This window comes from Halorhodospira halophila (assembly GCF_016653405.1).
Classification (GTDB): domain Bacteria; phylum Pseudomonadota; class Gammaproteobacteria; order Nitrococcales; family Halorhodospiraceae; genus Halorhodospira; species Halorhodospira halophila_A.
The window spans coordinates 110237-132570 of the sequence record NZ_NHSN01000001.1 but is presented as its reverse complement, the minus strand read 5'-3'; the positions used below and the strand labels follow the sequence as shown (position 1 = coordinate 132570).

The 22334-nt window shown below is 66.9% G+C and carries 15 protein-coding genes; 8 read left to right on the top strand and 7 right to left on the bottom strand.

The features are described 5' to 3' along the window. Window position 1 precedes the first annotated feature (1 nt). From CCR79_RS00595 to gdhA, 3 genes are all read left to right on the top strand, one after another. Window positions 2-208 (top strand): hypothetical protein, encoded by a 207-nt coding sequence (locus tag CCR79_RS00595; protein WP_201167345.1) that lies wholly within the window; start codon window positions 2-4, stop codon window positions 206-208. An 84-nt stretch (window positions 209-292) separates the two neighbouring features. After that, window positions 293-463, top strand: coding sequence for a hypothetical protein (locus tag CCR79_RS00590; RefSeq protein ID WP_201167342.1), 171 nt, complete (start codon window positions 293-295; stop codon window positions 461-463). A gap of 203 nt (window positions 464-666) precedes the next feature. Then, window positions 667-2016, top strand: coding sequence for an NADP-specific glutamate dehydrogenase (gdhA, locus tag CCR79_RS00585; RefSeq protein WP_201167339.1), 1350 nt, complete (start codon window positions 667-669; stop codon window positions 2014-2016). On the opposite strand, the gene CCR79_RS00580 is transcribed toward gdhA, so the two are convergent. Then, window positions 2013-4613, bottom strand: a complete 2601-nt coding sequence (locus tag CCR79_RS00580) for a PEP/pyruvate-binding domain-containing protein (RefSeq protein WP_201167336.1) — start codon at window positions 4611-4613, stop codon at window positions 2013-2015. The two genes, gdhA and CCR79_RS00580, sit on opposite strands and share 4 nt — an antisense overlap. Before the next feature lie 162 nt (window positions 4614-4775). On the opposite strand from CCR79_RS00580, the gene CCR79_RS00575 reads away from it, so the two are divergent. Next, complete coding sequence (locus tag CCR79_RS00575) at window positions 4776-5849, top strand: EAL domain-containing protein (protein WP_201167333.1); 1074 nt, start codon at window positions 4776-4778, stop codon at window positions 5847-5849. Here CCR79_RS00575 and CCR79_RS00570 read toward each other — a convergent pair. Further along, entirely contained in the window at window positions 5844-8312 is a 2469-nt protein-coding gene (locus CCR79_RS00570; protein ID WP_201167330.1) for a sensor domain-containing protein, read from the bottom strand. The two genes, CCR79_RS00575 and CCR79_RS00570, sit on opposite strands and share 6 nt — an antisense overlap. 180 nt (window positions 8313-8492) lie before the next feature. On the opposite strand from CCR79_RS00570, the gene CCR79_RS00565 reads away from it, so the two are divergent. Then, window positions 8493-9956, top strand: a complete 1464-nt coding sequence (locus CCR79_RS00565) for an RsmB/NOP family class I SAM-dependent RNA methyltransferase (protein ID WP_201167327.1) — start codon at window positions 8493-8495, stop codon at window positions 9954-9956. 64 nt (window positions 9957-10020) lie between these two features. On the opposite strand, the gene CCR79_RS00560 is transcribed toward CCR79_RS00565, so the two are convergent. From CCR79_RS00560 to CCR79_RS00550, 3 genes are read right to left on the bottom strand one after another with little or no spacing between them, the layout of a single operon-like run. After that, a complete protein-coding gene (locus tag CCR79_RS00560) occupies window positions 10021-10599 on the bottom strand; it encodes an NnrU family protein (RefSeq protein WP_201167324.1) in 579 nt (192 codons plus the stop codon). 38 nt (window positions 10600-10637) lie between these two features. After that, window positions 10638-10973, bottom strand: coding sequence for a DUF3392 family protein (locus CCR79_RS00555; protein WP_201167309.1), 336 nt, complete (start codon window positions 10971-10973; stop codon window positions 10638-10640). A 20-nt stretch (window positions 10974-10993) separates the two neighbouring features. After that, on the bottom strand, window positions 10994-14854 hold the full coding sequence (locus CCR79_RS00550) for a DUF3683 domain-containing protein (RefSeq protein ID WP_201167306.1): 3861 nt from the start codon (window positions 14852-14854) through the stop codon (window positions 10994-10996). Between the two features lie 123 nt (window positions 14855-14977). Between CCR79_RS00550 and CCR79_RS00545 the strand changes: the two genes are divergently transcribed. Continuing rightward, window positions 14978-17653, top strand: coding sequence for an AMP-binding protein (locus tag CCR79_RS00545; RefSeq protein ID WP_242510760.1), 2676 nt, complete (start codon window positions 14978-14980; stop codon window positions 17651-17653). A 33-nt stretch (window positions 17654-17686) separates the two neighbouring features. Here the strand turns inward: CCR79_RS00545 and CCR79_RS00540 are convergent, their stop codons facing one another. Next, entirely contained in the window at window positions 17687-18187 is a 501-nt protein-coding gene (locus CCR79_RS00540; RefSeq protein ID WP_201167302.1) for a DUF2452 domain-containing protein, read from the bottom strand. 102 nt (window positions 18188-18289) lie between these two features. After that, window positions 18290-19555, bottom strand: coding sequence for an adenosylhomocysteinase (locus CCR79_RS00535; protein WP_201167299.1), 1266 nt, complete (start codon window positions 19553-19555; stop codon window positions 18290-18292). A gap of 157 nt (window positions 19556-19712) precedes the next feature. Between CCR79_RS00535 and prfB the strand changes: the two genes are divergently transcribed. Next, a protein-coding gene (gene prfB, locus CCR79_RS00530) for a peptide chain release factor 2 (RefSeq protein ID WP_201167296.1) occupies window positions 19713-20811 on the top strand; the annotation gives its coding sequence in 2 pieces (ribosomal slippage) (window positions 19713-19784 and window positions 19786-20811; 1098 coding nt in all). A 32-nt stretch (window positions 20812-20843) separates the two neighbouring features. Beyond that, the gene (gene lysS, locus CCR79_RS00525) at window positions 20844-22331 is read left to right on the top strand and encodes a lysine--tRNA ligase (protein WP_201167293.1); all 1488 of its coding nucleotides are present in this window, start codon (window positions 20844-20846) and stop codon (window positions 22329-22331) included. The last annotated feature ends 3 nt before the right edge of the window (window positions 22332-22334 follow it).

Here is a 22334-nt window from a genome sequence, read left to right as displayed (position 1 = left end):
TATGGGCACCTACGTTGCGGCGTTCCTCGTCATCTTTGCGCTGGTTGTCGGCTGGGTCGGTGTCCAGGGTGCGGCGCGCCGTTTCGCGCGCCGGCACCCGGAACTCGGGCCTACCACGCCGGAGGGGGAAGGGGCCGGTCACGGGGGGTGCGGGGTCTGCGCGATCGCGGACATGTGCGGCAAGGGGCCGTCGGGCGGCAACAACTGACGTGGCAAAGCTGCCCACGGCTTGATGTCGCAGCGTGGAACGAGCAGGAGCACGCTGCATCAAACTCTCGATGAGGCCGAGACCGTGGTCGCGAGAGATTGGGGTATCGTTATGGGCCGCTTGCGAGAGATCCTTGAGGGCACGTTCTGGGGGCGTGTGCTGACCTGGTCGGTGGCAGTGCTGATCATCCTGATCATCCTGGTCTTTACCCTCGCTGGCATCGAGCGGATGGCAGGGGCGATCCGCGGCGTCTGAGCCGTTCACCGGCGACCGTATGCCGCACAGAGATGATCGCCGTGGCACCGGGATGGTGCACACGGGTCCGTTTTTAGTGCAGACTTCCCGCGCCTGAGATCCTGTCGGTGGGTGCCGGATCCGTCCGGGCGCCCGCCGGAGAAGAGATATCGTCCTGTCGGGGGCCGCACGGGTCTCCGGGGCACTGAAAAACGGAGAAGAAGATGACCGCACGGCTCGACGAGAAACTGGAACCGATCTATCAGGATGTTGTTCGCCGCAACCCTGGCGAGAGTGAGTTTCACCAGGCGGTGCACGAGGTCCTGGAGACCCTCGGCCCGGTGATGAGCAAATACCCGGAGTTCGCGGACCACAAGATCATCCAGCGGATCTGCGAGCCGGAGCGTCAGATCATCTTCCGGGTTCCCTGGCAAGACGACAACGGGGAGATCCACATCAACCGCGCCTTCCGGGTGGAGTTCAACAGCGCCATGGGCCCCTACAAGGGCGGCATGCGCTTCCACCCCTCGGTGTACCTGGGCATCATCAAGTTCCTTGGCTTCGAGCAGGTGTTCAAGAACGCCATCACTGGCATGCCCATCGGCGGCGGCAAGGGGGGTAGCGACTTCGATCCGAAGGGCCGCTCCGACGACGAGATCATGCGGTTCTGCCAGAGCTTGATGACCGAACTCTACCGCTACCTCGGCGAGTACACCGATGTGCCCGCCGGTGACATCGGCGTCGGTCAGCGCGAGGTGGGGTACCTCTTCGGCCAGTACAAGCGGATCACCAACCGCTACGAATCCGGTGTCTTCACCGGCAAGGGGTTGACCTGGGGCGGTAGCCGCGCCCGCAAGGAGGCGACGGGTTACGGCACCGTTTACTTCCTGCAGGAGATGCTCAAGGCCCGTGGAGAGGATCTTGAGGGCAAGACCTGCGTGGTCTCCGGCTCGGGCAACGTGGCTATCTACGCCATGGACAAGATCCGCAAGCTGGGCGGCAAGGTCATCGCCTGCTCCGATTCGAGTGGTATCGTCGTCGACGAAGACGGCATCGACCTCGAGCGCATCAAGCGTATCAAGGAAGTGGAGCGGCGGCGCATTTCCGTCTATGCCGACGAGCGGCCGAAGGCCCGGTACGTCGAGGATGGCAACATCTGGACCGTCCCCTGTGACGTGGCGCTGCCCTGCGCAACGCAGAACGAGATCAGCGGCAAGGACGCGCGGGAGCTTCTGAACAAAGGCTGCACCGCGCTGGCCGAGGGGGCCAACATGCCCTGTACGCCCGAGGCGGTCCGCATGTTCCAGGAGGCCCGGATCGCCTACGGTCCCGGCAAGGCGGCCAACGCCGGCGGCGTGGCCACCAGCGCCCTGGAGATGCAGCAGAACGCCAGCCGCGACTCCTGGACCTTCGAGCACACCGAGGAGCGGTTGCACGAGATCATGGTCGACATCCACCGCAACTGCTACGAAACCGCCGATGAGTTCGGTGTCCCCGGGGACTACGTCACCGGTGCCAACATCACCGGCTTCATCAAGGTCAGCAATGCCATGGTAGCGATGGGGCTGATCTAGGGCTGGTAGGCCAGGAGGCGCTGCTCGACGAGGTCGGCGGCGAGGCGCAGTCTTCCGGGCGGAACGCGGAAGTGCTCGACCGCCGCCGATATGTCGTCGGGGGCGCCCTGGCCGCGGGGCGTCTCGGCAGGCTGTGCCGGGCCGCCGTCGAGCCATTGCGGCCGGTAGGTGCTGCCGGGCCTTCCCGGGAACAGCGCCACGTACGCGATCCCCGATTCGATCAGATCCTGGAAGAAGTGGGACCCGAAGGAGAGATCGGGCACCACCTCCGATCCCATCTCCGCGACCTCGGCGAGGACCGCCACGCGGCTGATGTCCGCGAAGCCGACTGGCACACCCAGCTCTGGGCTGCTGGTCCCCCAACGGCCCGGTCCGATGAGCACGATGGGTGCGCCGGGTTCCTCCTCGGCCAAGCGGCGGGTGAGCACGCCGATGAGTGTGGCCACCTGATGCTTCGCCTCACGACTCAGGGCAGCGTAGCGGCTGCTGTGGACCCGGAGGATGTGCCCCGGGTGCAGATCCAGATTGCCGCCCATGAAGTGGCCCTCACTCTGCATGAACAGTCGCTCTTCGGGGACCGACTCGGGCAGTGGCGCCAACGAGCCCTCGCCACGCGTGGGCAGAGGGCGGCACTGGACCAGATTGAAGGAGGCGGTGCCGACCTCATCCAGATGCACGGTGAACTCCACGTCCACGGGGTGGCAGTAGGCAGACTCCAGCGTCCGCAGCATGGCTGCGGCCCGGGTGACGAAATCCTCGCTGCGCAGCAGCGGGGTGAAGGTCAACCGCCAGACCGGGTTGCTGTCGCCGAGTTCGCGGGCCCGTTGCGTGGCCGCACGGTCTAGCTCACCGAGCCGCTCCAGCGGGAGGTCCTCGGCCTGGGCAACCAGCTCCCGCAGGGGTAGGGAGGCGAGGCTGTTGGCGTTGACATCGAGGCAGTCGACCTCGTGCTGCGAGAACCGGTAGAGGTCCTCCCGGTCGCGGAAGGGGCGGCGGTGGGGCTGATCGAGGGCGACGACACAGGCGTGGTCCGTGCCGATGCGATCCACCGCCCGTGTGCCGAGGCCCATCACCAGGCGCAGCATGCCCGCCTTTGGGTCGAGCCCCGCGTCCCAAACGAAGGGGTTGCGTGAGACGCCGACCCCGGCGGCATCGGGGAGGTAGAGATGGCGGTGGTAGCGCCCGTTGACCCGCTGCATGAGCAGAGCCATCGGCTCTTCCAGGCGATCGAGCCCCCGTTGCCGACGGTAGACCAGGGCATCCTCGGCCAGCGTGGAGGCGTAAACCCGACGGATGGCCTCCTCAAGCTCGGCGAGTCGCTGCTCCGGGCTGCCCTGGTTAACGCAGAAGATGCTCTCGTACTTGCCGGCGAACGCGTTGCCGAAGCCGTCTTCCAGAAGGCTGCTGGAGCGCACGAGGATCGGGTACTGCCCGAAGTGATCGAGCATGCGCTCGAGCTCCGGGCGGATCTCTGGCGGCATCTCACCCTCGAGCATGGCCCGGTGCAGTTCGCGCCCCTCCTCGAAGTAACCCGCCTCGGTGCGCTGGCGCATTAACCGCGGCCACCATCCGTTGTGCACGATGTAGGCGTAGTAAGCGTCGGAACCCAGGTAGAAGGAGTCGTGGGGTTCGAGCGCCGCCTGCCAGCGTTGTGCGTCCTCGGCCAGCAGGATGTTGCGCGCCAGCAGCATGCCCACCGCTTTGCCGCCGATCAGCCCGCTGCCGATCATCCGCGCGCGCACGGCCAGCAGATCGTCGAGACCGAGGTACTGCCGCGCGAGCCCCAGCAGGCGCGGGTCGTGCCCGACCAACGCCCCGAGCAGCTCCTCGAGGATCGCGCACCTCTGGGGGTCGTCGGCGGGTTGATCCAGGCAGTCCCCGGCACTGAGGAACAAGCGATCCCAGTAGTCGAGCAGGCGGCGCTGACGATCCTCCTGGTGCTGGCGCTCCAGCCGGTCCTGCAACCGCGTGGCGTCGCTGCTGTCGGTCACCGGCAAGAACCGCTCGCCGCGCTGGCGATGGGGCAGGAACATGGTCGGTGAGTGCCGCCGCCAGACCTTGACGGGCTGGATATGCACCTCATCGCCGGCCCGGCGCACGTCGATCAGTACCTGGGTGGTCTCGCGGATCCGCGCCAGGGTGCCGTGGGAGTGACTGTGCGGGCACAAGGCGAAGTAGGCGACCGTGTCGAGCTCGAAAAGGTATGGACAGACGACACGGAAGAAGTTGCCCACCATGTAATCGGTGGTCCAGGCCTGGAGGAGATCGGTCAGGCAGTCGCAGACGTAGAAGGCGCCGCGGCCGTAGTCCGTGATCAACTGATAGACGCGGCTGGTGAAGGCCTCGAAGCCGCCGCGGGCATCGATCTCCACCACCCGGACGCCGGAGCCGGGGTTGAGCAGGGGGGCGTGCTGCCCGTAGCGCAGGTAGATGATGGCACGCCCCTGTTCGCGGGCGGTCTCCACAAAAGGCCTGAGGAATGCCCGGTAGTCGTCGAGATCTTCGACACGCCAGACGACGTTGTCCCCCAGGCGCAGGCCATCGAGGATCTCGTCGAGGCCGGCAATGCCCGTGGAGACAGCGCGCGGATCTTCCATGGGAACCCCCGTTGTGGTGAGACAGCCGCATTGTGCCAGATTCGCCGGCACCACTATGGGAGTTCTCCGGGGCCATGCATTAGGCTAGGCGTGAAAAAACCGCAGCAGCGCGGGGCTGTCCGCCACCGTACGGAGTCGTCACCCAAGGAGAGCAGCGTACCGATGACCATTGAAGTTCCCACCATCTGCCCCGGCAGCCCGGAGCTGCCCGATCTGAGTCCGGCCCCGGGGACGTTCTACCTGGCCCCGCCGCTGCAGCACACGCGGGATCGGGTCTACGTCCGACTGCGTGACGCCGGGTGGCGGGTGCGGTTCCCGGCGGCCGGGGTCATGGGAGTCGAGGTACCGGGGCAGGCGCTGCCGGTGCTGCTCGCCGCCTTGGAGCCGCTGATGAGCGAACCAGAGATGGCCGCCGGTTCCGCTGTCTTCATGGAGCACGGTGAGGTGTTCGACGCCCGGTCGCTGTTCCAGTCCCGTCCGCTTTCCACCTGGGTGGCTCGCGCCGAGCACGAGTGGCTGCTGGAGGTTATCCGCAGCGAGCGGATCCAGATCCACTATCAGCCCCTCGTTGATGCACGGGATCCGCAGCGGGTGTTCGCCTACGAGTGCCTGATGCGCGGGGTCGGCGGCGACGGGGGGGTGATCGCACCCGGGGCGATGTTCCGGGCGGCGGAGTTGGCTGATCTGGAGTTTCACCTGGATCGACTGGCGCGCGTGGCGGCGATCCGTGATAGCCACCTCCAGGGGATTCAGGCCAACCTGTTCATCAACTTCCGGCCAACGGCCATCTACGACCCGGCCTTTTGCCTGCGCACCACCGTGGGCGCCGTGGAGAAACTTGGCCTGGACCCGCGGCGCATTGTCTTCGAGGTTGTCGAGACCGAAGCGATCTCCGACCACCGTCACCTGCGCCACATCGTGGATCAGTATCGGCAGGGTGGGTTCCGCATCGCCCTGGACGACCTTGGGGCCGGCTACGGCTCCCTGAATCTGCTCAAGGATCTTGAGCCGGACTTCGTGAAAATCGACCGCGAGTTGATCCGGCACGTGCATCGCAACCCGGGGCAGGCGACCATCGTCGAGGCAATGGTCGGCATGGCCCGCAATTTGGGCACCACGACCGTTGCCGAAGGGGTCGAGGAGCGGGATGAGGCCGAGTGGCTGCGCGAAGTCGGTGTCGACCTATTGCAGGGCTTCTATTTTGCGCGGCCGGCTTCTCCGCCTCCTTCGCTATAGGGCGCCCCGTGGGAAGTGCGGGGCCATGGCCTCGATCCCGGCGACCGGCGCGGGCCGGGCGAACAGGAACCCCTGGGCCCAGGGGCAGCCGATGCCGATGAGCGCCTCACGCTGCGCCGGTGTCTCGACCCCCTCGGCGATGATGGTAAAACCGAGATTACGGCCGAGGCCGGCGATCGCCTGGGCGATGGCCAGTGTGCGCTCGTCTTCCGGCAGACCGTCGACGAAGCTGCGGTCAATCTTGAGCCGGTCCACCGGCAGGTCCCGCAGGTAGCTAAGCGCCGAGTAGCCGGTTCCAAAATCGTCGAGCGCCACCGTGACGCCGTGATCGCGCAGTTGTTGCAGTTGCTCGATCACCACCGGATCGGGATCCACCAGCAGGCGCTCGGTGACCTCGATCTCCAAGTGGCGGGCCGGTAGCCGCGTGCGCTCGAGCGTGGCCAGTACGCGCTGGCCGAGATCGGGCGCAGTGAGTTCCGGGGCGGCGAAGTTGACCCCCAGGCGGCCGAAGTTAAAGCCCGCGTCGAGCCAGGCGCGTCCCTGCCGGCAGGCCTGCTCGAGGACCCAGGCGCCCAGCGCGGTCACCAGGCCGATGCGTTCGGCCACCGGGATGAACCGCTCCGGGCTGATCCAGCCCTGTACCGGATGGTGCCAGCGGACCAGGGCCTCCAGCCCCACCCAGGCACCGCTACTCAGCTCGATCTGGGGTTGGTAGTGGAGTTCCAACCCGCCCTCGTCGAGGGCCTGGCGCAGCTCGCTGCCCAGCTGAACCCGTTCGCGGGCCTGCTCGGTGAGTTCCTCGCTGAAGAAGCGGTAGTTGATGCCCTCGCGCTTGGCCTGATGCATGGCAGCATTCGCCTGCTGGAAGAGGTCGGCCGCACCGGCTTCCTGTTCGGGATAGACGGCGATGCCGATGCTCGCGGCGATGGGAATGCTCCGGTCGGCGATCTGGAAGGGGGCATCCAACGCCCGGCTCAATCCCTCGGTGATTGTTGCCACCTCGCTAGCGTCCCGGACGCCGAGGAGCAGTACACCGAACTCGTCGCCGCCCAGCCTGGCTACGGTGTCCTCCTCGCGTAGGGTGGCGCGCAGCCGCTCGGCGAGCTGCTGCAAGATGGCATCGCCCACCGCGTGGCCGAGGCTGTAGTTGATCGCCTTGAGATCGTTGAGATCCAGGGAGAGAACGGCGAAACAGCCGGTGTGATGCTGCGTGGTCACCAGGGCCTGATGGAGGCGATCCTGGAACACGAGGCGATTGGGCAGGCCGGTGAGCGGATCTGAGTGCATGATCCGCTCCAGCTGGCTCTGATACTCCTTGAGCCGGGAGATATCGGCGAGCACCGCCATGTAATGGGTCAGCTGCCCGGTACTGTCATAGACCGCGCGGATCGTAACCAGGCTGGCGAAGGTGGTGCCATCCCGGCACCGGTTCCACATCTCCCCGGTCCAGTAGCCGCGCTCGGCCAGGGCCCGGTGGATGGCCTCGTAGAAGCCCTCATCGTGGAAACCGGAGTAGAGCAGCGCCGGGTCCTTGCCGAGGACTTCCTGCTCGGCATACCCGGTGATCTCGGTGAAAGCCGGATTGACCGCGACCACGCGCTGTTCGGCATCGGTGACCAGGATGGCTTCCCGGGCCTCTTCGAAGACGATAGCGGCCTGGCGCAGTTCGGTCTCGATGCGCTTGCGCTCGGTCACGTCGCGCAGGTTGAGCAGGTGGGCTGGCTGGTCCTGCCAGTGGATCTCACGCACGCGCATCTCGACCGTCCGCAACTCCCCGCCGGGACTGCGCAGCTCGATTTCCTGGGCATCGGGTCCGCCGATGGGCAGGCCGATCACGGCCCCGATCAGGGTTGCGCTGTCGCGCGCGAAGAGCCGTGCCGCACTCGGGTTGGCGTAACGCACGGTACCGTCCGGGGTGACCACCAGCACGCCCTCGGTCATGTTCTCGAACAGTCGGTGGAGTTGCTCCTCGCGCTCGCGCAAGGCCTGGTGGATCCGGGTCTGTTCCCGTTCCGCACGGCTGCGCTCGGTGATGTCCTCCAGGATGTGCACCGAGTGCCGGTAGGTGCCCTCCTCGTCGTGTACGGCGAAGGAGCGCGACAGGAAGGTTTCGCCGGTATCCACGGTGAAGCGTTCTTCCAGCGCCGCGTCCCCGGTCGGATCGTTCTTGCCGTGCCCGGATTGTGCTGCTTGGAGTCCGTGGCGGCAGCCGGGCAGGGGGCCGTCGCGTCGGGGGAAGATCTCGTAGTAGGGGCGCCCAAGCACGTCTTCAGGGTGTAGGCCGACCTGCTCGTAGTAGGCCCGGTTAGCCTCGACGATCCGGTGCTCGGCATCGTGGATAAAGATTGGAACCTCGATGGCATCCAGCGCTGCCAGCCAGGTCTGAACCCCCACGGGGGCGTTGCCCGGACCGGCGGTGGTGAAAGCCCCGGAGCGTTTGCCGGCATCGCCCCTTTGCTGCATCGGTCTCCTCCCGGATCGTCCGGCACACCCCCGGACCGGGCCCGCACAAGGGCGGTTTTCTTCGGGGCAGTTTCGCACAGACTGCAGGGTTATTGGGAAGGACGCGGGCGCTGTGCAGCTTCCATCGTGCCCGAAGGATTCGCGGCCGGTTACAATAAACGGTTTTGACCCGGAGGGAGCGTGGCCCGAAGAGAGCGATACCAGCCGCCCGAGGATCTGGCCCGGGGTGAGAGCGCCTATACCCGCTACCGACCCCTGATTGACGACTGGGAGGCTTTCTGCGGCACCCTTCAGCGGCCACTAACCCCGTGTCTGCGCGCCAATACGACGCGGCTTTCCAGAGATGAGCTGGCCAGCCTTTTGCGGGACGAGGGGTGGGATCCGCAGCCGCTGGGCTGGCAGGGGGATGCTCTACTGGTTGAAGGCGGATTCCGGCCTGGCCACCACTGGGGCGCCATCGCCGGTCTCTACCAGATCCAGGAAGCTGCCTCGCTGTTGCCCGTGCAACTGCTCGATCCGCGACCCGGCGAACGGGTCCTCGATCTCTGTGCCGCCCCGGGGAACAAAACGGTCCAGATTGCAGATGCCCTGGCCAATCGGGGCACCGTGGTCGCGAACGACGCCAGTGCCGGCCGCCTGGGAGCTCTCGGTCAGGCGGTCAAACGGCACGGGCTGTTCAATGTCTCCCAGACCGTTCGCGACGGGCAGGGCATGCCCTGGGCTGCGGGTCGTTTCGACAAGGTCGTTGTCGATGCCCCGTGCAGCTGCGAGGGCACCTTTCGCAAGACCGCGACGGCCGCCGAGCCGACATCACCGACGTTCCGCGAGCGGCTCGTTCAGCGGCAGAAGCGGTTGCTGCTGCGCGGGATGGCGCTGACGCGGCCCGGGGGGACGGTGGTCTATTCGACCTGCACGTTTGCCCCGGAAGAGAACGAGGCGGTGGTCGCTGCCGCGCTCGAGCGAGCTCCGGGCGCGTTCGAGTTGGTACCTGCAAGGGTGTCGGGGCTGCACTTGAGCCCAGGCCTGGAGGCATGGGACGGGGCCCATTACGGCGCCGAGATGGAGTCCTGCGGACGCCTGTGGCCCCACCACAACGACACCGGGGGCTTTTTCGTGGCGGTGTTGCGTCGTGTGGGCAGCGGTGAGCGCGAGAACCCAGCGGATGACCTGCCTGCCGTGCAGGAGGAGCCACGCGCCCGGGTTCTGCTGCAGACCTTCAAGGACGAACTCGGAGTGCCGGAGGATGTTCTGGATGGGCTGACGGCCTTCTTCGAGGGCAGCAAGTACGCCAAGGTGGTCGCCTCCGGCCATGTCGCGGCGGGAGGGGTGCCGGTCGTGCGCAGCGGGATTCCGGCAGTGCGGGCGCAGACCCGGCCGCCCAAGCCCTCCACGGCCGGGGTCATGGCCCTGGGCCATTGTGCCCGGGGGCCCGTGCTGGAGCTGGACCGGGACGAGGTCCACGCCTTTTTCCGCCGCGAGCCGCTGTTCCCCGGGCCGGAGCGTTGCGTCGGCCTGGCCGAGGGAGGACACAGCGTATTGCGCCATCACGGCCATACCGTCGGTATCGGCATGTACCGCGGCGGTGCCGTGGTCAGCCTATTCCCCAAGGCCTGGTCGCGTGCAGCCGGCGGGTCGGGAGGATAGCCGGCGGGTCGGGAGGATAGCCGGCGGGTCCCGTTGGCGGGACCCGCCATCGGGTGCCGGGTCCCTACAAGTGGGCCGGGACGCCGGTGATCGGTACGTGCAGAAACAGGGCGAAGACGATGTAGCCGATCAGCCCACCGACGATGGCCCAAGCATCCCCCAATCGTTTCGGTTCGGCCGGGGTCGTGGCCTGACGGCGATCCCGTTCCCGCGCCGAGACGAAGGTCACGCCGGCCCAGGCCAGGAAGGCGCCGAAGAAGACCAGGTCACCGAGGCGCCCGTTGGCCATCAGGTGGGCCAGGGCCCACAGTGCTACCGCCAGCAACATCGGGTGGCCGATGGCGTTGCGAATGCGGTTGGCTGGCCCGTAGGCGGCGAAGAGCAGGATGAAGGCCGGAATCATCACTAGCGCCATCAGGTGCGCGGTCCAGGTGGGGGGCGTCCACACCCAGATGGCATCGACCCGGGTCAGCCCGTAGCCGTAAATGGCGATAACCAGCCCCAGTAGCGAGAGCACCGAGTAGGCGGCCTTCCAAGGAATCTCGCCGTAGGCGGCGATCTGGTTGGCCCGCCAATCGTCGGCGACAACCCGGATCGAGTGGGTGCCGAGGAACAGGATCAGGCCCAGCAGCAGGATCAGCATGGTGGAACTCCTTGTGGTGAGGTCGCTACACGGTGCCGTCAGATCTGGTTGCGGCGCTCGGCGAGCCAGCCGATGACCAGGAAGGCGCCGATGACCGCGACGCCCAGGTAGCGCGTTTCGATATACAGCAGGGCCTCGGCAAGCAGGGGCGTGATCCAGACCGTGACCAGACCGTAGCCGAAGGCGCACATCAGGACAAAGGCACCCACGCGCATCAGCCACGGATAGGGCCGCAGGGGGCGGGCGACGAAGCGGTTGATGCTGCCCCCGTAGACCACCAGCAGCGTGGCCACCAGGGCCAGGGCGATGTCGTGGACATGCCCATGGACCCAGGTGCCGGATCGCCACAGCAACTCGTCGATCAACTCGCTCACCGTCGCCTACCCTACGGTTGTCACAGCAGGACCTTCTCCAGGCTGCCTTTCCGGGCCTGCTCCGTGAAGCGCTCCTGCCAGTCCTGGCCGAGGAGTTCGCGGGCCATCTCGGTGACGATGTAGTCGGTTTCGACGCCCGTGTCCTCGCGATAGCGCGACAGACCCTGCAGGCACGATGGGCAGGTGGTCAGCATCCGCACGTTGCCGTCTTCGGCGCGCTCGGCCCCGGTCAGCGACTCGACACCTTGGCGGATCTCCTCCTGCTTGCGATGACGCACCTGACTGGAGATATCCGGACGGGAGACGGCAAAGACCCCCGACTCACCACAGCAGCGATCGGAGAGCTGCACGGGCTGGCCCATGAGCTCCGTGGCCACGCTCGTCGGGTTCTGCGTCTTGATCGACGGGTGGCAGGGGTCGTGGTAGAGGTACTGCGTGGCCTCGCTGCCCTCCAGCCGATAGCCCTTCTCGAGCAGGAACTCGTGGATGTCGATCAGGCGGCACCCCGGGAAGATCCGGTTGAACTCGTAGAGTTCCAGTTGGCTGATGCAGGTGCCGCAGGAGACGACCACCGTCTGGATGTCCATGTAGTTCAGGGTGTTGGCCACCCGGTGGAGGAGCACCCGGTTGGCGGTAGTGATCTGCTTGGCACGATCGATGTAGCCGCCGGCGTGTTGCGGGTAGCCACAGCAGAGGTACCCCGGAGGGAGAACGGTCTTCACCCCGGCGTCATGGAGCATGGCCAGGGTGGCCATGCCCACCTGGCTGAACAGTCGCTCCGGGCCGCACCCGGGAAAGTAGAAGACCGCCTCGCTGTTCTCGTCGGTCTTCTGCGGGTCGCGGATGATCGGGATATGGTCCGACTCCTCGGCACCGAGGATCTGACGCATGCCCTGAGGCGGCACGTTGGACGGCATCGGCTTCTCGAGGAAGTGCACCGCCTGGGCGGGGATGCTGGAACGCTCGGTCGTGCTGCCGGGGCGGCGCTTGAGCGGGAAGACGCCGAGTCGCCGCAGGGTCTGCGATACTTGGCGCTGTGCCGCGAAACCGAAGCGCGCCATGCCCAGGCGCAGGGCCTTGATCAGGCGCGGGTCGGTGAGGTTCAGGAAGCCCATGGCCACCCGGGTCTGCAGGCGCGTACGCCGCTGCTTGCGCCGCTGCAGGATATCCCGCAGCCGGATGGTGACGTCACCGAAGTCGATATTCACCGGGCAGGGCTTGAGGCACTTGTGGCAGATGGTGCAGTGATCCGCCACGTCGTTCATGACGTCGAAGTGGCGCAGCGACAGCCCGCGCCGGGTCTGCTCCTCGTAGAGGAAGGCCTCGATGATCAGCCCCGCGGCCAGGATCTTGTTGCGCGGTGAGTAGAGCAGGTTGGCCCGCGGTACGTGGGTGCTGCACACCGGTTTGCACTTGCCGCAGCGCAGGCAGTCCTTGATATCGCGGTTAAGCTCGCCGAGCTCGCTCTCCTCGAGGATCAGCGCCTCTTCCTCGACGAGGAAGAGCGAGGGCGTGTAGGCATTCTCGAGACCGGAACCGGGCATGAGCTTACCCCGGTTGAAACGGCCCTCCGGGTCGACGCGGTCGATGAACTCGGCGAAGCGCTGCACCTGCTCCGGATCCAGGTACTGCATCTTGGTCAGGCCGACGCCGTGCTCGCCGGTGATCACGCCGCCCAGGGACTGCGCAAGCTCCATGATGCGGTCCACAATCCGCTCGGCCTCGCGCATCATGCCGTAGTCGCCGGAGTTCACCGGGATGTTGGTGTGCACGTTGCCGTCACCGGCGTGCATGTGCAGGGCGACGAACAGGCGGCTGCGCAAAACCCGGTCGTGGATCTCGGTGAAGCGGGCACGCACCGGCTGCAAGTCGCGGCCTTTGAAGAACTCCTCCAGCGGTCGCTCGACCTCCCGGCGGTAAGAGATGCGCAGGCTGCGCCGCAGGAGCAGATCGATGATCCGGTCCTCCGGGCGGCAGTCGGCGCGGGCCGTCTCATCGAGGAGGTCATCACGCTCGGCGGCGCGGTCGTCGAAGGCCTCCAGGATCCGTTGCCAACGCTCGCGGATGCGGCTCAGGTGCTCACGGGCGGTTGCCTTCTTGTCGGCGAGGATCCGGTCGCCTTCCTCACTGTCCTCGAAGTCCTTGACCTGACGGACCTCGGGCATGTCGCCGTTCAGGTAGTCGAGCAGCTCGTCGAGCATAGCGAGCTTGTTGCGCATGGACTGCTCGACGTTGATCCGCTCGACGCCCTCGGTGTACTCGGCCAGGCGCTCCAGCGGGATGACGACATCCTCATTGATCTTGAACGCGTTGGTGTGCGAGGCAATGGCGGCTGTCCGGGAACGCTCCGCCCAGAAGCGCCGCCGCGCCTCCGCCGAGACCGCGATGAAGCCTTCGCCGTTGCGCGCATTGGCCAGCCGCACGATGCGCGATGACGCTTCGGCGACGGCGTCGGGGTCGTCGCTGGCCAGATCGGCGAGAAGGATCATCTTGGGGATCTCGCTGCGGTTGGCCTTGGGCGAGTAATCCACCGCCTGGATGTAACGCTCGTCCAGGTGCTCCAGACCGGCCAGCGCCACCTTCTCGTCAGCGAGCAGGTCGTCACGGATCTCCGTGATCGCCGGCACGGCCTCGTGGAGGTCGTGGCCGTAGAACTCGAGGCAGACGGTGCGCTCGTGCTCGGGCATGCGGTGGACGAGCATGCGCGCAGAGGTGATCAGTCCGTCGCAGCCCTCCTTCTGGACGCCGGGGAGGCCGCCGAGGAACTTGTCGGTGACGTCCTTGCCGAGACCCGGCTTGCGGAACGAGGTGCCCGAGAAACTGAGGATCTGCGGCTCGCCCTCCTGGGTGCGCCCGTCCCGGGCGTAGTGCGTGACCCGAAAGCGCACCGTGTCGAGCTCGTCAAGCTTGCCGAGGTTGTGGTCCAGGCGCTCGACCTCAATCCACTTGGCCTCGGAGGTGATCATGCGGAACGAGACGATGTTATCGAGTGTCGTTCCCCAGAGGACGGCCTTTTTGCCACCGGCGTTCATGGAGATGTTGCCGCCGATGGTCGAGGCGTCCTGGGAGGTGGGGTCGACGGCAAAGACGCGACCGTGGGCCTCGGCGCGCTCACTGACCCGGCGGGTGACGGCGCCGGCACCGACATGGATGGTGCTCACCGGTCCGTCGACCCCGGGGAGGTCGACTTCCTCGACGGGAGCGATCGCATCAAGCTTCTCGGTGTTGATGACCGCCGAGTCGCCGTCCAGCGGCACGGCACCGCCGGTGTAGCCGGTGCCGCCACCACGGGGGATGATGGTCAGCCCCTCCTCGATGCAGGTCGCCACCAGCGGGGCGATCTCCGCCTCGGTATCCGGGGTGAGGACGAGGAACGGGATCTCGACGCGCCAGTCCGTGGCGTCGGTGGCGTGGGAAACCCGCGAGAGGCCGTCGAAGCAGATGTTGTCGCTGCGCGTGTGGCGCGCGAGCCGCCGCTTGATGCGCTGTCGGCGTTGACGTTGACGGCGATAGTGCTGCTCGAAATCGCGGACCGCGCGGCGAGCCCGTTCGCCCAGGTCGATGCCTTTCTGGTTGCCATCGGCGCGCGCGAAGATCTGGTCGACGCGGTGGTGCATGGAGCTGACCAGCGCGCGCAGCCGCCTTGGGGTATTGATCAGGTCGTCCTGGATGTAAGGATTACGGGAGACAACCCAGAGATCGCCGAGGACCTCGAAGAGCATGCGGGCTGAGATCCCAGTGCGCCGCTCGCCCCGGAGTTCGTTGAGCAGGTCCCAGGTCTGCTCGCCGAGGAAACGGACCACGATCTCTCGGTCGGAGAAGGACGTATAGTTATAGGGAATCTCTCGGATACGGGTCGGTTCCTGCGTATTTGCGGCCATTCTCAACGGTCAGGGTTGCCATCGAAGCTGAACATGGTATCAGGCTCGGGGCCGCGACTCGACCGAACGCCTTGCCGACGCAAGACAGGAGGGAACGTGAGCGAAGAACTGCAGACCGTTCAGATGCTGGTGCGCCGGCTTAAGGAGGGCGGGCAGCGTGATGCCGTCCGGGCGCTGGATCGGGATGATCTTCACCGCTGGGATTACCAGGCCGTGGCCGAGCTCGCTCAGCAGCTGAGCGCCGGGCTGGTGGAGGCCGGTGTGGACCGCGGCGAACGGGTGGCGCTGTTCGCGCCGAACAGCGCCGAATGGGTGGTTGCCTGTCTGGCGATCCTCGATGCCGGCGCGGTAGTCACGCCGCTGGATACCCAGATGCCGCGTGCGGAGCTCACCCACGCCCTCGCTGACAGCGGTGCGCGGCGGATCTTTACCGGCGGCGAAGCGGCGCGCCGGCTTGAGGGGTTGGAACTCGAGCAGTCGCTGGAGATGATCCGTCTCGACGAACCGGCGGGGAGCGGACGAAGCTGGCGGGACTGGTTGCGCGAAGACGGCCCGGCGGCGCCGGAAATCACCCCGGCGGATCCGGCCACGCTGTTCTACACCTCGGGGACCACCGGGATGCCCAAGGGGGTGCCGCTGACCCACGGCAACATCACCGCCAACCTCAATGCGCTTCTCGGCCAGGAGCTAGCCCAGAGGGACGACCGGATCTTCGTCCCGCTTCCGTACCACCATGTCTACCCCTTTACGCTCGGGCTGATCACCCCCCTGGCGTTGGGTGCGAGCATCGTGCTGCCGTACTCAGTCCTCGGTCCGCAGATCGTGCGCGCGCTGCGCGAGGGGGATGCCACCATCATCCTCGGCGTGCCACGGCTCTACGAGGCCCTTGATGGTGCTATCCGCGGCCGCGTCGCCGAGCGGGGGGCGCGCGCCGAGCGCCTGTTCGAGGGCATGCTCCGGCTGTCCCGGGCGGCACGTCACCGGTTGGGCTGGCCCTTGGGACGGCGCCTGTTCCGTAGCCTGCATCAGCGCATGGCCCCTTCGGTGCGCATGGTTGTCGCCGGAGGTGCCCCGCTGAATCCAGAGATCGGCGAGCGACTGCGGGATCTGGGCTGGGAGGTGGCGACCGGTTACGGCCTCACGGAGACCTCGCCGATCCTGACCTATAACCCGCCGGATCGGCTGCGCCTGAAGGCGGCCGGCCTGCCGCTACCGGGTGTGGAGCTGCGCATCGATCCTGTCGAGGAGGGGGCGCGCACCGGCGAGGTGCTCGCTCGCGGCCAGAATGTCTTCCAGGGGTACTGGCACCTACCTGAAAAGAGTGCCGAGGTGTTCACCCCGGACGGCTTTTACCGCACCGGGGATCTGGGCTGGTTCGACGAGGAGGGGTACCTGCACCTGGAGGGCCGAGCCTCCGAGATGATCGTCCTCGCCGGCGGCGAGAATGTCGACCCAGAGCGGGTCGAGGGCGCGCTCTCCGCTGCCGAGGCCGTCCGCGACGCCGGAGTGCTCGAGCATGAGGGGCGCCTGGCGGCGGTGCTGTTCCCTGACCCGCAGGCCGTCCGGGATCTCGACGACGAGCAGGTACGCCAGCGGCTGAACCAGGCCCTGCACGAAGCGGCTGGGGTCCTGCCGAGCCATCATCAGATCAGCACCTATCGGGTCAGCTCCGATCCGCTGCCCAGGACGCGCCTGGGCAAGCTGCGCCGCCACAAGCTGCGAGAGCTGTTCGAAATGCTCGGCGAGGGCGCCAAGGCGGCCGAGACCGGTCCCATGCCCGAGGAGCGGATGGCGGTGGAGGATCAGCAGCTGCTGCAGATCCCCACTGCCCGCCGGGTCTGGGAGGGGCTCGTCCGCCGCTATCCGCGGGTGCGCTTGACCCCGGACAGCAATCTGCGTCTCGACCTCGGGCTCGACTCGCTGGGGTGGGTGGATCTGACCCTGGAGCTACGCGGTAGCGTCGGCGTGGCCTTGGAGGAGGAGGCCTTGGGGCGGATCGAGACCGTCCGCGACCTGCTGCGCGAGGCGGCCGAAGCCGCGGAGATCTCTCCCGATGAGAGCCGCGGGCCGGGCCTGGTGGAACAGCTGCGCGACCCGGAGGCCATGCTCAGCGACCAGCAACTACGCTGGATGCTGCCGCGTACGCGGTTCGAGCGCCTGCTCGGGGCGATCTTCTACGGCATCGACCAGGTTCTGTTCCGGGCCTATGCGCCGGTGCGCGTGGAAGGCCTGGAGAACCTGCCGGAGCGCGACCCGGTCTTGCTCGTCCCCAACCATCTGAGCGCCGTGGATCCACCGGCGCTGGGGTCGATCATGCGCTACGCCCGGATCGTGCGCATGCGCTGGGGTGGTTGGACCGGGCTGCTGTTCTCCAACCGTCTGGTGCGGCTGGTCAGCCGGGCCTGCCTGGTGCTGCCCATCGATCCGCACACCGGCCCACGCGGCAGCCTGGCGCTCGGTGCGAAAGCCCTACGGGATGGCTACGGGCTGGTCTGGTTCCCGGAGGGGCGGCGCTCGGCCGATGGCAGCCTGCAGGCGTTTCAGCCGGGCGTGGGTCTTCTGCTCCAGGCGCAGTCGGTACCGGCCATCCCGGTCTGGATCGAGGGAACCGATCGGGTCATGCCCATCGGCACCCGGCTGCTCAGGCCCGGGCGGATCACGATCCGCCTCGGAGAGCCCGTATCAGCGGAGACGCTGGATGCCGAAGGCGAGGGAGAGACGCCCGAGCTGCGCATCGCCGCGGCACTCGAGCAGCGGGTGCGCCGGCTCGGCCAGGCCGAGCCCGGGCAGGCGGAGTAGCGCCCGGAGGAGACAGGGCGGGCGCCGGCTGGTTCAGCCGGCGCCGCCGCTGCGGTGATCGGCAATCAGGCGCTGCACCATGTCCCGGGTGGCATCGGGCTGATCCATCTCGTCGAATGGTGTCCAGGAGAGGTCGGCTTCCAGGCGGTAGGACCCCTTGTAGGTATGGGGCGGGCCGTTGCGCCAATCCTCGGGAGCGAGCATGGAGAAGTAGAGTTCGCCGTCCTCGCGCTCGTAGAGGTGGTAGATGCTGCCCGGGCGCCGGGTGAAGTTGCACTTGGCCCGGTGCAGGTCCATGTCACGCTGACTTTCCTCGAGCACCTCCCGTGCCTGCTCCTGGAGGGCGCGAATCTGATCCGCGATCACCGTCAGCTTTGAGCTGGTGCGGTTGTTGATCGCCTGATCCGCCTCCTGGATCTCGCGGGCGGTGTCGACAAGGTCGATGGGCGCGGATAGCCGGCTGACCGGATAGGGGGAAGTCCGGCTGTGCCCTTCGTGACGGTCCGGATTGTCGTCGCGTTTGTAATCTGCCATAGCGTGTATACCCTAGTGCGCGTTTTCGCCTCAGGCAAGTAGCCGGGGGGTGGGCGGCGCTCCGCCGAGGCTTCGCCGCCCGCCCGGTGCATGGGGTGGCGCTCAGGGCGCTTCAAGGATGTCATCGGCCCGCCAAGCCTCGAGAAACCGGCGCTGGCTGTCGGTCAGGGCGTCGATGCCGACCCCCAGCGTTTCCAGCTTGAGGCGGGCCACCTCGGCGTCGACCTCGTCGGGAACCGGATGCACGCCGGCGCGGAGCTGGTCGCGGTGGCGCAACAGGTCGTCCGCGGCCATGAATTGCATCGCGAAGGTCTGGTCCATGACCTCGGCCGGGTGACCCATGGCCGTCGGGGCGGCCAGGTTCACCAGGCGACCTTCGCAGACCAAGTGGATCTCGCGGCCGTCGCTCATGCGGAAGGCCTCGATACCCGGTCGCGCCGGATAGCGGGATTCGGCCTGCTGGGCCAAGCCCGCGGCGTCGATCTCCACGTTGAAGTGCCCGGCGTTGGCCAGGATCGCGCCGTCGCGCATGCGCGCAACGTGCTCGGCGCGGATGACATCCCGGTTGCCCGTGGCGGTGATGAAGAAATCACCGACGCCGGCGGCCTCCTCCATGGGGCGCACGGCGAAACCGTTCATGTGGGCACGTAGCGCCCGGCGTGGTTCGACCTCCGTGATCGTCACCTGCGCCCCCCAGGCGCGGGCCTTGTGGGCGATCCCCACGCCGCAGTCACCGTAGCCGCAGATCACGACCTGCTTTCCGGCGAGCAGCAGGTTGGTTGTCAGCATCAGGTTGGTTAGTGCCGACTCGCCGGTGCCGTGGATATTGTCAAACTCGTGCTTCATCGGTGTGTGGTTGACGGCGTAAGCCGGGAAATGCAGAGCGCCCTCGGCCGTCATGGCCTGGATCCGCTGCACACCGGTGGTGGTCTGCTCGCAGACCCCACGCAGCCCGTCCAGCAGCTCGGGGCGCTGGTGAACGAGTCGTGCGGTGAGTTCGGCGGCGTCATCCAGGATCAGGTTGGGCTGGTGATCCAGGGCGCGGCCGTGGAGCCGGGCCAGCTCCGCCTCGCTGACACCGCGCCGGGCGTAGCCGCTGATCCCGGGTTGCTCATTGAGTGCCGCGACCACATCGTCCTGGCTGGAACCGGGTTCACTGCCGGTGAATACGACTTCGGCGCCGGCTGCGGCGAGTGTCTCCAGAAAGACGCCGGTTTTCGCCTCGATGTGGGAACAGACCGCGATGCATAGGCCTTCGAAGGGGCGCGTCTCGCGGTAGCGCTCGCGCAGGGCTTTGTGGACCGGCATATGGGCGCGGGCCCAGGCAAGCTTCTGATGGCCAGGCTCGGCACTGGTCGTCGTGGTCATGGGAACCTCAATCCTGATCAGCGGGTGGATGGCGCGCCGCGGCGGCGGCGCAGACACCCGTCGATGCGCACGGCTTGGACGCCGGCGCTGAAGTTCGAGGCTGCTGAACGACGGGTGAATATAGTACGATTCGCGCCCTTAGTATCCGGAGGTGCTCATGGAGATCAACCCGCTGCTTGAACAAATCGAAGACCTGCAAGGGCGTTTCGAGGCCCTGAGGGGGTATCTTTGACGAAGCCGGCAAACGCGAACAGCTTGAGGAAGTCCTGCGTGAGCTGGAGAACCCCGACGTCTGGAGCGACCCGGAGCGGGCCCAGGGGCTGAGCCGCGAGCGCTCTCAGCTGCAGTCCGTCCTGAGCACCCTCGAGGAGATCGGCGGGGTGCTCGATGACGCCGGCGAGATGGTCGCCATGGCCCGGGAGGAGGGCGACGAGGAAACTCTTGAGGCGGTCCAGGCGGATGTCCAGCGCGTCGCCACGCACATCGAGACCCTGGAGTTCCGACGCATGTTCTCCGGAGAGATGGACGCGTCCAATGCGTTCCTCGATATCCAGGCGGGGTCAGGCGGAACGGAGGCCCAGGACTGGGCCGAGATGCTGCTGCGGATGTATCTGCGCTGGGCCGAGGCCCGCGGCTTCGACACCGAGGTCATCGAGGTGACGGCCGGCCAGGAGGCGGGGGTCAAGAGCGCCACGATCAAGGTTACCGGCGAGTACGCCTTCGGCTGGCTGCGCACGGAGACCGGGGTTCACCGTCTGGTGCGCAAGTCGCCCTTTGACTCCGGCGGTCGCCGCCACACCTCGTTCTCCTCGGTGTTCGTGTCGCCGGAGATCGACGACGAGAATGTCGATATCGAGATCGACCCGTCGGATCTGCGCGTGGACGTCTTCCGCGCTTCCGGCGCAGGTGGCCAGCACGTCAATACCACCGAGTCGGCGGTCCGCATCACCCACGAACCCACCGGCGTCGTGGTGCAGTCGCAGAACGATCGATCGCAGCACAAGAACCGTGCCACGGCGATGAGTCAGCTGCGCGCCAAACTCTACGAGCTGGAGATGCAGCGCCGCCGTGCCGAGGCCGAAGCCCAGGAAGAGACCAAGTCCGATATCGGGTGGGGGAACCAGATCCGCTCCTACGTCCTCGATCAGTCCCGGATCAAGGATCTGCGGACGGGAATCGAGATCGGCAACACGCAGGCCGTGCTCGACGGCCACCTCGACCCGTTCATACAGGCGAGCCTCAAGGCCGGCCTCTGACGCTCGCCCCTGACACTGCCCGGAGTCAACGGATGTCCGAAAGCGACGAGAACAAGCTCATCGCCCAGCGCCGCGAGAAGCTGCAGGGTCTGCGCGATGCGGGCCAAGCCTTCCCCAACGATTTCCGCCGTGACGCGCTGGCCGCCGACCTTCACGAGCGCTACGGCCCGCTGGACGAGGAGGCCCTGGAGCAGGAGGGCGCTCGAGTCACGGTCGGCGGGCGCATGATGGCCAAACGGGTCATGGGCAAGGCGAGCTTCGCGCAGCTCCAGGACAGCTCGGGGCGGATCCAGCTCTATCTGCGCCGGGATGACCTGCCCGAGGGGGTCTACGCCGCGTTCAAGAGCTGGGACGTGGGCGATATCGTCGGCGCGACCGGGACGTTGTTCCGGACGAACAAGGGGGAGCTTTCCATCCATTGCGATCAGGTCCGGCTCCTAACGAAATCGCTGCGGCCGCTGCCGGAGAAGTGGCACGGGCTGACCGATCACGAGATCCGCTATCGCCAGCGCTACCTGGATCTAATCGTCAACCAGGAGAGTCGGCGCGTCTTTGCCCTGCGCACCCGCGTACTCGCTGCCCTGCGCCGTTTCCTGGATGGCCGCGGTTTCATGGAGGTGGAGACACCGATGATGCAGCCGATCCCCGGCGGAGCCGCGGCGCGACCTTTCGTGACCCACCACAACGCCCTCGGCCGGGATCTCTATCTGCGCATCGCGCCGGAGCTCTACCTCAAGCGGCTCGTCGTGGGGGGCTTCGAGCGTGTCTACGAAGTCAACCGAAACTTCCGGAACGAGGGGGTTTCGACCCGCCACAACCCGGAATTCACCATGCTGGAGTTCTATCAGGCCTTTGCCGACTACCACGACCTGATGGACCTTACCGAGGAAATGCTCCGGCATCTGGCTGAACAGGCGCTCGGAAGCGGACAGGTAACCTGGCAGGGCGAGACTTATGATTTCACTTCAACATTCGAGCGTATCTCTCTGACTGAAGCGGTCCTTCGGTACAATCCTGACCTCACGGCCGAGGAACTCGCGGATCGCGAGCAGGCGGCCCGGGCGGCCGAGGCGCGCGGGATCGAGGTGAGCTCCGGCGACGGGCTGGGCAGGATCCAGGCGGCCCTGTTCGAGGAGACGGCTGAGCCTCGGCTCCACGGCCCGGTCTTTGTAACCGATTACCCCAAGGAGGTATCCCCCTTGGCTCGCCCGCGGGACGACGAACCCTTCTACACTGAGCGTTTTGAGTTGATCGTCGGTGGTCGCGAGATCGCCAACGGTTTCTCGGAGCTTAACGACGCCGAGGACCAAGCGGATCGCTTCCGTGCCCAGGCGGCGGAGCGGGATGCCGGGGATCAGGAGGCGATGCACTACGACGGCGACTATATCCGTGCCCTGGAGTACGGGCTGCCGCCGACTGCCGGGGAGGGCATCGGGATCGACCGCCTGGTCATGCTGCTCGCTGACTGCGATTCGATCCGCGACGTCCTTCTATTCCCCGCCATGCGCCCGGAGTCGTAGGGC

Excerpts from the sequence above, each read along its gene's own strand:
- CCR79_RS00595 (WP_201167345.1), top strand. The coding sequence starts at position 2 with ATGGGCACCTACGTTGCGGCGTTCCTCGTCATCTTTGCGCTGGTTGTC.
- gdhA (WP_201167339.1), top strand. The coding sequence starts at position 667 with ATGACCGCACGGCTCGACGAGAAACTGGAACCGATCTATCAGGATGTT.
- CCR79_RS00580 (WP_201167336.1), bottom strand. The coding sequence starts at position 4,613 with ATGGAAGATCCGCGCGCTGTCTCCACGGGCATTGCCGGCCTCGACGAG.
- CCR79_RS00575 (WP_201167333.1), top strand. The coding sequence starts at position 4,776 with ATGACCATTGAAGTTCCCACCATCTGCCCCGGCAGCCCGGAGCTGCCC.
- CCR79_RS00570 (WP_201167330.1), bottom strand. The coding sequence starts at position 8,312 with ATGCAGCAAAGGGGCGATGCCGGCAAACGCTCCGGGGCTTTCACCACC.
- CCR79_RS00560 (WP_201167324.1), bottom strand. The coding sequence starts at position 10,599 with ATGCTGATCCTGCTGCTGGGCCTGATCCTGTTCCTCGGCACCCACTCG.
- CCR79_RS00550 (WP_201167306.1), bottom strand. The coding sequence starts at position 14,854 with ATGGCCGCAAATACGCAGGAACCGACCCGTATCCGAGAGATTCCCTAT.
- CCR79_RS00545 (WP_242510760.1), top strand. The coding sequence starts at position 14,978 with ATGCTGGTGCGCCGGCTTAAGGAGGGCGGGCAGCGTGATGCCGTCCGG.
- CCR79_RS00540 (WP_201167302.1), bottom strand. The coding sequence starts at position 18,187 with ATGGCAGATTACAAACGCGACGACAATCCGGACCGTCACGAAGGGCAC.
- CCR79_RS00535 (WP_201167299.1), bottom strand. The coding sequence starts at position 19,555 with ATGACCACGACGACCAGTGCCGAGCCTGGCCATCAGAAGCTTGCCTGG.
- lysS (WP_201167293.1), top strand. The coding sequence starts at position 20,844 with ATGTCCGAAAGCGACGAGAACAAGCTCATCGCCCAGCGCCGCGAGAAG.